Source organism: Skermanella aerolata KACC 11604 (genome assembly GCF_000936425.1).
GTDB lineage: Bacteria > Pseudomonadota > Alphaproteobacteria > Azospirillales > Azospirillaceae > Skermanella > Skermanella aerolata.
This window is the reverse complement of sequence record NZ_AVFK01000004.1, coordinates 271,437-284,735: the sequence shown is the minus strand read 5'-3', so window position 1 is coordinate 284,735 and position 13,299 is coordinate 271,437. Positions and strand designations below refer to the sequence as shown.

At 63.7% G+C, this 13,299-nt stretch carries 11 protein-coding genes and 1 tRNA gene; 4 read left to right on the top strand and 8 right to left on the bottom strand.

What is annotated here, in order from left to right:
* Position 1 precedes the first annotated feature (1 nt).
* The 3 genes from mrdA (at position 2) to N826_RS07950 (ending at position 3,280) form a co-directional block, all read left to right on the top strand.
* Positions 2–1,918, top strand: coding sequence for a penicillin-binding protein 2 (gene mrdA, locus N826_RS07960; RefSeq protein ID WP_044427366.1), 1,917 nt, complete (start codon positions 2–4; stop codon positions 1,916–1,918).
* The gene (rodA, locus tag N826_RS07955) at positions 1,915–3,066 is read left to right on the top strand and encodes a rod shape-determining protein RodA (RefSeq protein ID WP_147040246.1); all 1,152 of its coding nucleotides are present in this window, start codon (positions 1,915–1,917) and stop codon (positions 3,064–3,066) included. Before mrdA ends, rodA begins: the two co-directional genes overlap by 4 nt.
* Before the next feature lie 138 nt (positions 3,067–3,204).
* Positions 3,205–3,280: transfer RNA gene (locus N826_RS07950), tRNA-Lys, on the top strand.
* A gap of 269 nt (positions 3,281–3,549) precedes the next feature.
* Here N826_RS07950 and N826_RS07945 read toward each other — a convergent pair.
* The 8 genes from N826_RS07945 to hflK form a co-directional block, all read right to left on the bottom strand.
* The gene (locus N826_RS07945) at positions 3,550–4,044 is read right to left on the bottom strand and encodes a copper chaperone PCu(A)C (protein ID WP_052830915.1); all 495 of its coding nucleotides are present in this window, start codon (positions 4,042–4,044) and stop codon (positions 3,550–3,552) included.
* 100 nt (positions 4,045–4,144) lie between these two features.
* Positions 4,145–5,788, bottom strand: coding sequence for a copper resistance CopC/CopD family protein (locus tag N826_RS07940; protein ID WP_244619464.1), 1,644 nt, complete (start codon positions 5,786–5,788; stop codon positions 4,145–4,147).
* 98 nt (positions 5,789–5,886) lie between these two features.
* Positions 5,887–6,411, bottom strand: coding sequence for a YcnI family copper-binding membrane protein (locus N826_RS07935; RefSeq protein WP_044427361.1), 525 nt, complete (start codon positions 6,409–6,411; stop codon positions 5,887–5,889).
* A 65-nt stretch (positions 6,412–6,476) separates the two neighbouring features.
* Positions 6,477–6,938: a DUF2946 domain-containing protein gene (locus N826_RS07930; protein WP_044427359.1), complete on the bottom strand. Its 462-nt coding sequence runs from the start codon at positions 6,936–6,938 to the stop codon at positions 6,477–6,479.
* A gap of 591 nt (positions 6,939–7,529) precedes the next feature.
* Positions 7,530–9,059 carry a DegQ family serine endoprotease gene (locus N826_RS07925; RefSeq protein ID WP_084720578.1) on the bottom strand — a complete coding sequence of 510 codons (1,530 nt, stop codon included), beginning with the start codon at positions 9,057–9,059 and terminating at the stop codon, positions 7,530–7,532.
* 310 nt (positions 9,060–9,369) lie between these two features.
* On the bottom strand, positions 9,370–9,558 hold the full coding sequence (locus N826_RS07920) for a DUF2065 domain-containing protein (RefSeq protein ID WP_044427357.1): 189 nt from the start codon (positions 9,556–9,558) through the stop codon (positions 9,370–9,372).
* Positions 9,559–9,672: 114 nt separating this feature from the next.
* A complete protein-coding gene (gene hflC / locus N826_RS07915) occupies positions 9,673–10,692 on the bottom strand; it encodes a protease modulator HflC (RefSeq protein WP_044427355.1) in 1,020 nt (339 codons plus the stop codon).
* A gap of 11 nt (positions 10,693–10,703) precedes the next feature.
* Positions 10,704–11,885 (bottom strand): FtsH protease activity modulator HflK, encoded by a 1,182-nt coding sequence (gene hflK / locus N826_RS07910; RefSeq protein WP_044427353.1) that lies wholly within the window; start codon positions 11,883–11,885, stop codon positions 10,704–10,706.
* Positions 11,886–12,042: 157 nt separating this feature from the next.
* Here hflK and apbC point away from each other — a divergent pair, with 157 nt between their 5' ends.
* Positions 12,043–13,137, top strand: a complete 1,095-nt coding sequence (apbC, locus tag N826_RS07905) for an iron-sulfur cluster carrier protein ApbC (RefSeq protein WP_044427351.1) — start codon at positions 12,043–12,045, stop codon at positions 13,135–13,137.
* The last annotated feature ends 162 nt before the right edge of the window (positions 13,138–13,299 follow it).

The window sequence follows — 13,299 nt, the reverse complement described above, 5'->3', positions numbered from 1 at the left end:
CATGGTGGAGCGCGATACCGACCGATACCGCAGCCTGACCCGACGGGCGCTGATGCTGGGCGGCATCCAGGCCGGCCTGATATCGACCCTGGTCGGCCGCATGTATTATCTCCAGGTCCTGCAGTCCGACCGCTACACCATGCTGGCGGAGGAGAACCGCATCAACATGCGGTTGCTGACCCCCTCGCGCGGGCAGATCCTCGACCGGTTCGGCGTTCCGCTGGCGGTCAACCAGCAGAACTTCCGCGTCGTGATCGTGTCCGAGCAGGCGCGCAAGATCGACCGCATGCTGAACCTGATTTCCGAAATCGTCCCGCTGACCGACACCGATTACCGCCGTATCACCCGCGAGATCCAGCGAAAGCGCGCCTTCGTCCCGGTCACGGTCAAGGAGAACCTGACCTGGGAACAGGTCACCATGATCGAGGTCAACGCCCCCGACCTGCCCGGCGTGTCGATCGACGTCGGCGAACTGAGGAACTATCCCTACGAGGCCGCGACGGCCCACCTGCTCGGCTATGTCGGGGTCGTTTCGGAATCGGAACTGAACGGCGACCCAGTGCTGACGTTGCCGGGCTTCCGCATCGGCAAGGCCGGCGTCGAGAAGTTCCACGATGCCAGCCTGCGCGGCGTCGCCGGCACCAGCCAGCTCGAGGTCAACTCGGTCGGCCGCGTCATCCGCGAACTGTCACGGGACGAGGGCCAGCCTGGCCGCGACATCACGATGACGATCGATATCGGGTTGCAGCAATACACCCAGGACCGGCTGAACGCCGAGAAGAGCGCCGCCGCCGTCGTGATGGACGTCCATACCGGCGGCATCTACTCGATGGCCTCCCACCCCAGCTACGACGCCAACCTGTTCACGACAGGCATCAACGCGGAGACGTGGGAGGAACTGCTGTCCGATCCGACCACGCCGCTGTCGAACAAGGCCGTGGCCGGCCAGTACGCGCCGGGCTCCACGTTCAAGATGATGGTGGCGCTGGCCGCCTTGGACAGCGGGATCGTCGGCCCCCGGCATAGCGTGTTCTGCCCCGGCCACATGGATCTTGGTGACCACCGCTTCCATTGCTGGAAGAAGGGCGGACACGGCACGGTCGATTTCGTCGGCGCGCTCAAGCATTCCTGCGACACCTTCTTCTACGATCTGGCGAAGCGGATCGGCATCGACCGCATCCACGACATGGCGAAGCGCTTCGGTCTGGGACAGCGGCTGCAACTCGACCTGCCCGGCGAGCGGCCCGGACTGATCCCCAGCCGCGACTGGAAGCAGGCCAACCTCGGGAAATCCTGGACGCAGGGCGAATCGCTGATCGCCGCGATCGGCCAGGGCTATGTGCTGGCGACCCCGCTCCAGCTCGCGGTGATGCAGTCGCGGCTGGTCAACGGCGGTTTCGCGGTCAAGCCGCACCTGACCCGGCAGATCGAGCGCGGCGCCGGCGAACAGACGGCATGGCCGGCGATCGGCATCAGCAAAGCCCATCTGGACATCACGCTCGCCGGGCAGAACGCCGTCATGAACCAGGGCGACGGCACGGCCTTCAAGATGCGCATCACTGAACCCGGCTTCGAGATGGGCGGCAAGACCGGCACCAGTCAGGTCCGTCGCATTACCATGGCGGAACGCAGCACCGGCGTCCTCAAGAACGATCAGTTGCCCTGGCGTCAGCGCGATCACGCGCTGTTCGTCGGCTACGCGCCGATCAACGCGCCGCGCTATGCCTGTGCGGTCATCGTCGAGCATGGCGGCGGCGGTTCCGCCGTGGCGGCGCCCATCGCCCGCGACCTTCTGCTGGAGGTCCAGCGCCGCGACAGCGCGCGGGGCTCGGCGCAGGTCTCGCGGGCGGAACCCGTGGTGGAACCGGCGGCTGCGATTGCCGTCAATCGGGGCGCTGCGCGAAAGGTCGGCGGATGAGCGGCGATTACCTCGGCCACCAGCCGGAACTCAGCCTGGGCGAGAAGCTCTGGCAGATCAACTGGAAGCTGATCCTGCTGCTGACCTCCATCGCGGCGGTCGGCTGGACAATGCTTTATTCCGCCGCCAACGGCAGCATCGATCCCTGGGCCTCGCGGCAGGCGACCCGGTTCGGCATCGGCCTGTGCGTCATGGTCGCGGTCGGGCTGATCGACCTGCGGATCTGGCTGCGCCTGTCCTATCCGATCTACGCGGTGGCTCTTGTCCTGCTGATCGCCGTCGAGATCGTCGGCGAGATCGGCATGGGCGCCCAGCGCTGGATCGATCTCGGCGTGATCCAGATCCAGCCGTCGGAGATCATGAAGATCGCCATCGTGCTGGCGCTGGCGCGCTACTTCCACGGCGCCTCGCTGGAGGAGGTCGGCCGGCCCACCTTCCTGATCGTGCCGCTGCTGATGGTGCTGGCCCCGGTCGGACTGGTGATGAAGCAGCCGGACCTTGGCACGGCGCTGATGGTCATGATGGTCGGCGGCGCCATCTTCTTCCTGGTCGGCGTGCGGTTGTGGAAGTTCGGCATCGTCCTCGCCGGCGCCGCCGCGTCCATCCCGGTCGCGTGGCAGTTCCTGCACGACTACCAGAAGAACCGCGTGCTGATCTTCCTGAACCCGGAAAACGACCCGCTCGGCGCTGGTTATCACATCACCCAGTCCAAGATCGCGCTCGGGTCCGGCGGCATCGCCGGCAAGGGCTTCCTGATGGGGAGCCAGAGCCACCTGAACTTCCTTCCGGAAAAGCAGACCGACTTCATCTTCACGATGCTGGCGGAGGAACTGGGCATGATCGGCGGCACCGGGCTGCTGCTGCTCTACAGCCTGCTGATCGCCTACGGCATCGTCATATCGCTCCGCTGCCGCAACCAGTTCGGCCGGCTGGTGGGGCTCGGCGTCTCCACCAACCTGTTCCTCTACGTCTTCATCAACATCGCCATGGTGATGGGCCTGATCCCCGTGGTCGGCATCCCCCTTCCCTTGATCTCCTACGGCGGCACCGCCATGCTGACCGTGCTGTTCGGCTTCGGCCTCGTCATGTCCGTCTACATCCACCGCGACATCCGGATCACCCGGCGGACGATGGCGGGAGATCTCTGAGAAGGCCATCGAGGTGAGGCAGTTAAAAAACTGTCGTGAAAGCGTTTTTTTGCCATCGACAAGCCGGGAGCGCTTTGCTATCTACCCCTCGTCGCCGGGCGCTGGTGCAAAACACCGGATCGCGGCGCGGAATACAGAGGGTGCATAGCTCAGTTGGTAGAGCAGCTGACTCTTAATCAGCGGGCCCAAGGTTCGAGTCCTTGTGCACCCACCAAATTCTCCCTTGGATAACAGGGGTACGAAAAAGACTAAGGGCTGCCTTTGGGTGGCCCTTAGTCTTTTTCGGCTTTACCGGCAAAGCCGAATTCGTATGCGAAGAAGCCTTCGATACTATTAGATCGCGTCCTCCTATTGATTGGGGAGTCCCTGCATGACTCCCCAATCATCGTGCATGACAATTCCCGTCGTGATCCCGCCGGAGATGGTCATCCGAAGGGCCGGTGTCAGAGCGGCCGTCGCAAATTGAACTTCAACGGGTCCGGTTCACTTCGGCAATTCGCTGCCCCCGTGGGAGGGTTGCATTGCCCCAGCGCCCTGGATCTCGACCTGAATGGTAACAGAACCGGACTTTTCGAAGTTCAACGTCAGGGGAAAGGCCTTGCCGCTAACCAGCGACTGCTTAAGCCCAAGCAGCATGACGTGCAGACCACCCGGCGCGAACGGCGTCGGTGAGCCGGGAACGACTTCGACCGCGCTGACCGGACGCATCCGCATGATCCCATCATCGGCGATATGTGTATGCAGTTCGGCCTTTTCAGCGATCGGGGTCGACGCGGAGATCAGACGGTCCGCATCCTTGCCCTCGTTGCTCAGTACCATGTAGACGGCGCCGCTAGGTGCCGAAGGCGCGGTCGAACGCGCCCAGGGATGCTCGACCTCGATCGAGCCTGCCTTGTAACCATGCGCCCCGGCATTTCCAGACCATCCGGCCAGACAAAGCGCCATGCCGAGATTGATTGCCACATTCTTGATGTTCATGACCTTGTTTCCGATTGCTGATTGTTTATCGCAGGTTGTTTGAAGAACTGAGAGTAGCCGCTCTCGATCGATGTTTTGCCGCTTCACCGCATCTGAGTTTTCATGGTCCCGCACCCTCTGGGACGTTTAGTTCAGTCCTGAAGACGGCTTTCTCGAAATCGTCAATCAGGACGTCGAGAGCCAACGTCCAGCGACCGGCCATGGGCAGATCGATTTCACCGTCGACAGTCCCTTGCGCCGTGATGTTCAGGGAACGGGTGATCGGTTCGATACCCGCTCCGGGATTGGCCATATCGATGTGCGCCTCCAACGGTTTCACGACCGAACCGCCTGGCTCTGTCAGGTATGCCTTGAACCGATTGCGGCCGGGTTGCGCCGGGTCGATCTCGATGGTCGCCATGCGCTGTCCCGCCATTACGACCGTGGTATAGCCGTGCCGCTCTCCTGCAGGCCTTGCTCCGTCAGGATCATGATCGTGGCGACGACTTTCTCCGGCGCCGTCCTGGGTCAGGAGAGCCCGAGGCGGCGGCGTCAGACCGAAACTCGCGGTCGCCAGCACGACGACCGCGACCACTGCGATCTCGGTCCGGACGCTGCGGTCCAGCAGCAGATACGCGGAAGCCCCATCCCTGGTCGTCGACTTGACCAGTGCCGGACTCAAGCGCTGGCGATTGAGAGCCGCAAGGGACAGAAGAGCCGCGACCAGCGTCATTTTGACCAGCCAGACCCAACCGTATGGGGTGTTCGTCACGGCGTCCATTGCACCGAGCTGAAGCACGCTCAGAACCCCGCCGGCTCCTGCCAGCACGATGACAGCGATGACCGCAATGCCTGAGAACCGGCGCACGGCGTAGATGACCTCATCCGCCGGCGCCTCGCGCAGGACCTTGACGAGCGGCCACAAGGCGCCGACCCAGTAAGCCGCCATAAGGCCATGGACGAATACCAGGGGCCGGCTCAGCCACTCGGGCGGTGCCGTCGCCGCATGACCAGTCGCGGCTAGCGAGGCTGCCGCCAGCAATGCTCCGCAAATCAAGGCGACGTTACCTACCCTGCCTTTCAGCGCCAGTCCCACGACACTGGACAGCAATCCTGAAAACGCCACCATAGCGGCGACGCCGACAGAGCTCGCCAATCCGGTCCGCCAGACTTCCGCCGTCAGCAGGCCGTCCACGGAAAATCCTTGCAGGGTTGCCCCGGCAAGACCGACTCCGAGTACCGACGTGGCCCCGGCGACTATCGCGGTAAGGCACAAGCCGGTTGTCAGGCTTGCGCTCGACGCCGTCCCGTGCCCCAGCACGAGGACTATGAAAAGTCCTCCGCCGGCAGTGGCCAGCAACGTTCCGTAATGAAGCGCTCGCATTGTCACGGCCGCGACCGAGATAATAGAGAAGGCACCATCGGACGCTGCCGTGTCAGCCGGCTCCGCCTCCGGAGTTGTGCCAATCCCGAAGACGATGGAGCCTGCCACTGGATGACCATCGCCCGATGTCACCCGATAGCTGATGACGTATCCGCCTTGCTTCATGCCATCCGGCAGGGCAACGCGGACAGTTTCCGCCTCGCGAGATACACCTTCCGGCGAAGTTATCGCGGTTCCCGACGCGTCGAGCACACGTACCGAAACCGGAACAACAGGTTCGTTGAAACGCAGCCAAATTTCCCTCGGAGCCGTACTCAGCTCAGCGCCGTCTTCCGGACTCGTCTCGAGCACGACCGCATGGGCCCAAGCAGCCGATGCCATGAGAAGACAGATCGACAAGACCGCCAAGGCCACGATCAACCGGGTGGTCACCACCGAAGAAATGGGCGCCACATCTATACTCCGGATAGCAGATGGACCTACGGTTTGGCGGTGATGGTCACGCCGGGAGCCGGCTCCTTGTAGTCGTCAGCCACCTTGCCCGTCTCCGGGATCTCTATCCACCGGTGCGCGCCCTTTTCGCACTGCTGCACGATGGGAAAATAGACTACGCTGCCGGCCGGGCTATCCGGCATCCTGACTCGAAAAACGAACTCGTCATACCAAGCGTCGGGCAGGCTGCCGCCGGACCACGACACCTCCGTGACGCCCTTGGTCAACTTTTCACCATAGTAGTCATAGGCTTGGGCGTACTGGCCTTCCTTGGTCGTCAATTGCCAGCCCGGCTTGGGCATCGGCTTGACCGCGATGACCCCTTCGGGGATCTGGACGCGAATCGCGGTCGTGGGCGAGCCTTCGCAGCCATGTCCGATACGGACCACGGCCTTATAGAAGCTGCCCGCTGGGGTCTCCTTTGTTTCCAGCGTAGCATGCGCAAAGGCGGCGCTGACGCTCGCCAGGCAAAGAATCGCGGTGCCGAACGCCACCATGTGGACGTGCTTCATGATTGTCTCCATCGGGACGAAAGATCGGGCTGACGTATTTTGGAACGCCAGCAACTGATGAGGGATCAGACTCGAACTTCGAGCGGCGGAGCGCGCGGATGCAGGCAACACAGGAATTGCAGCAAGACGAACGGCATTGCTGCGTCTGTGATCGGATAGACATTGAAGAAGTCCGGAGTTGGCAAGGCTTGCGCACCGGACATCGACGGCAGCACCTGGATCGACTTAACGAAACAGAAGGGGCAGAGTTCGTGTCTGTCGTGGGAGGAGGGCTGGTCTTTCTCCGGCTTTTCCGGGGACTTCTCGGCGGCCCCGTGCTCGTGCCCGCCATGGTCTTGGTGCATCCCGGCAACAGAAATCGCGATAGCGGACTTCTGCTGGGCTGCCGCTTCTCGCGCGGCCATTGCCAACTCAGGGACGATTGCCTGGATGAGCAAAGTGCAGATCGCGATGAACGCGAGAAGGCGACGCCAGTACGACTTCACCTTCCGCTGTCCGCGATGATCTTCGTGCTCGATCCGGCCCATGGCTCCCAGGCCATTGTCATTATCTCGATTACAATGGCATACGCCAACCGCAAACGCCAGTCACAGCCAATCGATCTCGCCCGACATGATAGGCCCGGTGATGACCTTATCGGCCTCGTTCTATCTGGTATCGATCTTCTGATTCGGCAGAAAAACAATGTACTCCCGATACCCAGCTTTATAGATCGCAATACATCGGTTTGAATGATCTACATTGCTTGAACATGCATTCGGGAACCGCGCGATGAGCAGGAGCGGAGTCCATTGGTTGACAATGATATCAAGCTTGGTGGCCGGATCGACCGTCCTTGCGTTGTCATTTTCTCTGTGGCCGGGCCTTTTGGACGCTGAGCCTTATGCCGATGACATGGTCGAAATATGCACATCCGACGGCATAAAGCTGATCAAAATCTCACCGGCTGATTCATCCGTCGCGAATACCGCGCAAACAATTTCTTCGGATGCTCGCTGAGTCCAAGGGTCCTTGTTCGCTGACCAAACATGCGGTCAATGGTTTAAAACCCTGACCTGTAGATCTTCCGCCCTGCGGGACCGGATCAGGCTGTCCTGAACCGGTCCCCGGCAGTTTCCTCAGCTCACGCCGAGCGCCACGAAGCGCAGGTCGCCCTGCCTGTCCACCAGCAGCAGCACAGTGTTGCGGTTGGCGTCGCGGGCGGCTTTGACCTTGGCGGCCACGTCCTGCGGAGTGGCAACCTCCTCCTGGGCCACCTCGACGATTACGTCGCCGGGACGCAGACCCTTCTCGGCGGCGGCGCTGTTGCCGGCGACCTCCGTCACCAGCACGCCCTTGAGCTGCTCGTTGATGTCGAACTGCTGGCGTAGTTCCGGCGTAATGTTGGTCAGCTTCAGCCCCAGCGCCTCGACCGATTCCGGCGCCGCAGGTGTGGGTTCGTCGGGGATGGCGGCCAGGGCGCCGGACTCCTCGGCTGCTTCGAGCTCGCCGACCTTGACCTGGACGGTCTGTTCCTTGCCGCGGCGCCACAGCTTGACCGGGACCTTCTCCTCGACGCCGGTTTCGGCGACGACGCGCGGCAGGCGCCGCATCTCGTTCACTTCCTTGCCGTCGAAGGTCAGGATGACGTCACCGGCCTGGATGCCGGCATCGGCCGCCGGGCCATTGGCGGTGACGCTGGCGACCAGGGCGCCGGTCACGGCCTTCAGCCCCAGGCTCTCGGCAATCTCGGGAGTCACGCCCTGGATGCGCACGCCGAGCCAGCCGCGCCGGGTCCGGCCGAACTCCTGGAGCTGGGCCACGACGCTGCGCGCCAGGGTCGAGGGAATGGCGAAGCCGATACCGACCGAGCCGCCGGAGGGCGAGAAGATCGCCGTGTTGATGCCGATGACCTCGCCCTTCATGTTGAACATCGGACCGCCGGAATTGCCCCGGTTGATCGATGCGTCGGTCTGGAGGAAGTCGTCGTACGGCCCCGCGTTGATGTCGCGGGCGCGGGCGGAGATGATGCCGGCGGTCACGGTGCCGCCGAGGCCGAACGGGTTGCCGATCGCCAACACCCAATCGCCGACCCGCATGTCGTCGCTGTTGCCGAACGTCACCGCCGTCAGCTTCTTGTCGGTCTTGACCCGCAGCAGGGCCAGATCCGTCTTGGTATCGCGGCCGACCAGTTCGGCCTTCAGGTTGGTGTCGTCCTGAAGGATCACGTTGATCTCGTCGGCGTCCTGGATGACGTGGTTGTTGGTCACCACCAGACCGCCGGCGTCGATGACGAACCCCGAGCCGAGCGAGGTGGCTCGGCGGGGCGGCGCGTTCTGTTCACGGCCCTGGCGGTCGAAGAAGTCGCGGAAGAACTCCTCGAACGGCGATCCGGGCGGGAACTGCGGCATCTCCGGACCCGGACGGGGACCGGCGCCACCGGGGCCGCGTCGCTCGGGAATATTTTGCGTGGTCGAAATGTTGACCACGGCAGGGAGCAGCTTCTGGGCCAGGTCGGCGAAGCTCTCCGGCGCGTTGGAGCGGGCCTGGGCCTGCGCCAAGGGCATGGAGGTAAAGAGCAGCAGTGCCACCACCGGCAAACCGGCAACCCAGCGGAACCACCCCTCCTGGAACCTTCCGGGGCGGCGTTGCCCGGCGACGATCGTCATGTCGTTTCCTCCGTCCTGTCCTGGGGCATTCCCGTGTGCGGCATTACCTTGAGCACTATTCGTCACGGAAGCTCTCTCCTTGCTTCATTATGCACCCGCCAGCAGCCGCCGCCGGTGCGTAGGCGCGCTCCCAAGGAATGCGCTCCAACTGCCGGGTGTCAGCCCGTGTATAAACCGCCCGGCCCGGTCATGCCGGGAACGGCTTTCGTCGTCACAGGAATAATAAACGCTATTCAGCGTTAAAAGTAAGGCGTCCGGTTGGCTGTCTGACGAACTTATTATTTTTCTTCGCCGTCCGGCAGGCTCTTAGTCAGCCGCGCAGCAGCCAGACCAAGCCAACGCCGCAGATCGCGGCGACCAGTCCGGCAACCCGCAACTGTCCGACCGGCGTCATCAGCGCCAGCGCCAGCATACGCCGCATCATGTCAGGAAAAAGAGCGTAGGCGATGCCTTCGAGCACAAGAACGAGCGCGAAGGCCGTCAGGAATTCAGTCGTCAACGGTAGGCCCTGGATGGAAGAGAACGTTGCGGCGGCCCGATGGGCCGCCGCAACGGAAATACGGGCCGGCGCCGCGATGGTGCGGCGCCGGCCCGGCTGGAAGGATGGACCGGATCAGTTGGCGGCTTTGCCCGGCTGTGTGTTCTCGGCGCCCTGGGTCGCCGGTGGAGTCGAAGAAGGCGCCGAGGGGATTGCCGACGCTCCCGATGTATTGGCGGGTGCGCCGCCCGGAACGCCGCTGGGAGCGCTTCCGGCGCCACCGGCCGATGCCATGCCGCTGAGGGTGCCGAAGTACTTGAAGAAGTCACCCGTCGGCGAGAGCACCATCGTGGTGTCCTCGTTGCGCAGGCTGTCGCGGTAGGCCTGGAGCGTCCGATAGAACGAGTAGAAGTCCGCATCCCTGCCGGTCGCCTCGGCGATGATCCGGAACGCCTGGTTGTCGCCCTCGCCTCGCAGGACCTGCGAATCGCGCTGAGCTTCGGCGATGATGACGGTACGTTCGCGTTCCGCACGGGACCGGATCTGCTGGGCCTGCTCCTGACCCTGGGCGCGGAACTCGGCGGCTTCCCGCTCGCGTTCCGACCGCATGCGGGCGAAGATCGACTGGCTGGTCTCTTCCGGCAAATCGGCGCGCCGGATGCGGACGTCCACGACGTCGATGCCGAAGCGCTGGGCCTCCGCGTTGACCTGCTGGCGGATATCGGCCATCACCTGCGAACGCTCGTCCGACAGGATCGCCAGCACGGTCACGTTACCCAGGACCCGGCGCAGGGCCGAGACGACGACCGTATTCAGCCGCTGTTCCAGCACCATTTCCGAACCGACCGACTGGAAGAAGCGCAGCGGATCGGTGATGCGGTAACGGGCGAAGGCATCGACGTCCAGGCGCTTCTGGTCGGCCAGGATGACCTGCTCGACCGGCGGGTCGAGGTCGAGCACGCGGCGGTCGTAGACCACCACGTTCTGGATGAACGGGACCTTGGCCTTGAGGCCCGGATCCTGGATCACGCGACGCGGCTCACCAAACTGGAGGACCAGCGCCTGCTGGGTTTCGTTGACCGTGAACAGGCTGGCGGAGGCGAGGATGCCCAGGATGACGACGACGATGCCGAGAATTGCTAGCTTCTTATTCATGGCTCAAATCCTCACTGCGCCGGGCGGGAAGCGCCGGGAGCGGCGGCCTGGGCGGGTGCCGCAGGGCGTTGCCGCTGCAACTCCGTCAGGGGCAGGTAGGGAACGACGCCGTTGGCTCCAGCCTCGCCATTGCCATCGATGATGACCTTGTTGGTGCCGCGCAGCACCTGTTCCATGGTTTCCAGATACATGCGGCGGGCGGTGACTTCGCGGGCGCCCGAATAGGCCTCGTAGACCGACAGGAAGCGCTGGGCGTCACCCTGGGCCAGACTGACGGTCTGTTCGCGGTACGCGGAGGCTTCCTGGACCAGCCGTTCGGCTTCGCCTCGGGCACGCGGGATGATGTCGTTGCGGTACGCCTCGGCCTCGTTGCGGACGCGCTCGCGGTCGGCGCGGGCGCGCTGAACGTCGTTGAAGGCGTCGACGACGGTGGCCGGGGGATCGACCTTCTGCAACTGGACCTGAGTGATCTCGATACCCGACTGGTAGTCGTCCAGCATCGCCTGGAGGAGCTGGCGGGTACTGTTCTCGATCTGCTGACGGGCTTCCGTAAGGGCCGGCTGAATGTCGGTCTGGCCGATCACCTCGCGGATGGCGCTTTCGGCCGCCTTCTTGACGGTGGTCTCCGGGTCGCGGATCTTGAACAGGTACTGGCCGGCGTCCTTGATCACCCACAGGACCGTGAAGTCGATGTCGATGATGTTCTCGTCACCGGTCAGCATCAGGCTCTCGTCGACCACATCCCGCTCGGTGCCGGTGCGGCGGCCGTCGCCGGTGCCTGAACGGAAGCCGATCTCGATCCGGTTGACGCGCGTGACCTTGGGGGTCAGCGCCGTCTCGATCGGGGCTGGGATGTGATAGCGGAGGCCGGGCTGCTCGGTCCGGACCCATTCGCCGAATCGCATGACCACGCCCTGTTCGTCGGCCTCCACCCGGTAGATGCCGCTGAACAGCCAGATCAGCACGACCAGGGCGCCCGCGATGGCGATACCCTTGCCGCTACCGAAGCCGCCGGGCATCACCCGGCGGAACCGGTCCTGGCCCCTGCGGAGCAAGTCTTCGAGATCGGGTGGCTGCGGTCCGCCACCGCCACCGGAGCCGCCTGGACGACCCCATGGGTTGTTTCCGCCGCCATTACCGGGCGGAGGACCCCAGGGGCCACCGCCGCCCCCTCCCTGATTGCTCCAAGGCATGCCTCTCGGTCCCTTTCTTTACGTATTCGCTCGCATTTCGTTCTAACGCGTGGCTCTTTCCAAGCCGCGTGTCCAGTCTTATAACGGCCGACAGGCGCGGCGCCGACCGAGCTGACAGTTATCCGCCAATATTGGGAAAAGATCGGAGTTTTCAACCATGGCGCAGCTTACCGAGACCCAGGTCCTCGACGCCCTCCGGGCCGTCAAGGACCCCGACCGTCAGACCGACATCGTCAGTCTGAACATGATTTCGGGGCTGGTCGTCAAGGGTTCCAACGTCGGCTTTTCGATAGAAGTCGATCCCAAGCGCGGTCCACAGCTCGAACCGTTGCGGCAGGCGGCTGAAAAAGCCGTGGAAGCCCTACCCGGCGTTACCTCGGTAACGGCTGTACTGACGGCGCACCGCGAGGCCCCGGCGGCACCGAAAGCGGCGGCGGCTCCGGCCACCGCCAAGGCCCTGGTGCCGGGCGTGCGTGCTATCGTCGCGGTTGCGTCGGGCAAGGGCGGCGTCGGGAAATCGACCACGTCGGTCAATCTGGCGCTGGGGATGAAGGCCAACGGCCTGCGCGTCGGCCTGCTGGACGCCGACATCTACGGCCCGTCGATGCCCCGCATGATGGCGATTACCGGCAAGCCGAACTCGGCGGACGGCAAGATGCTCCAGCCGATGGAGAACTACGGCGTCAAGGTGATGTCGATGGGATTCCTGGTAGCCGAGGATACGCCGATGATCTGGCGCGGCCCGATGGTCCAGAGCGCCTTGCAGCAGATGCTGCGCGACGTCGCCTGGGGCGAGCTGGACGTGCTGGTGGTCGATCTGCCGCCCGGTACCGGCGATGCCCAGCTCACCATGGCGCAGCAGGTGCCGCTGGCCGGTGCGGTGATCGTCTCGACCCCGCAGGACATCGCGTTGCTGGACGCCCGCAAGGGGCTGAACATGTTCCGCCGCGTCGATGTGCCGGTGCTCGGCATCGTCGAGAACATGAGCTACTTCTGCTGCCCCAACTGCGGCCATCGGACCGACATCTTCAGCCACGGCGGAGCCAAGCGCGAAGCCGAGTCGCTGGGCATGGAGTTCCTGGGCGAAATCCCGCTCGACATCGCAATTCGCGAAACCAGCGACGATGGCCAACCCATCGTGATGTCGCAGCCCGACAGCGAGCACGCCAAGGTCTACCGCCGCATCGCCGCGCGCGTGTGGGAAAAGGTGGCGGGACCGCAAAGGGGAACGCCGAAGATCGTGATCGAGTGAGGGTTGGGGTAAGGGAAGCTTGAGGCTGACAAAACGATAGATGCTGGCAAAAACCGCCAGCATCTATCGTTTTGATACTGGAAAGCCCGTATGCTCATCCTATTGTAGGATATAGCTTGGGCCGAGGGGGTCGATGTGCGCAGAGTGGGTGATGTTGGGGCA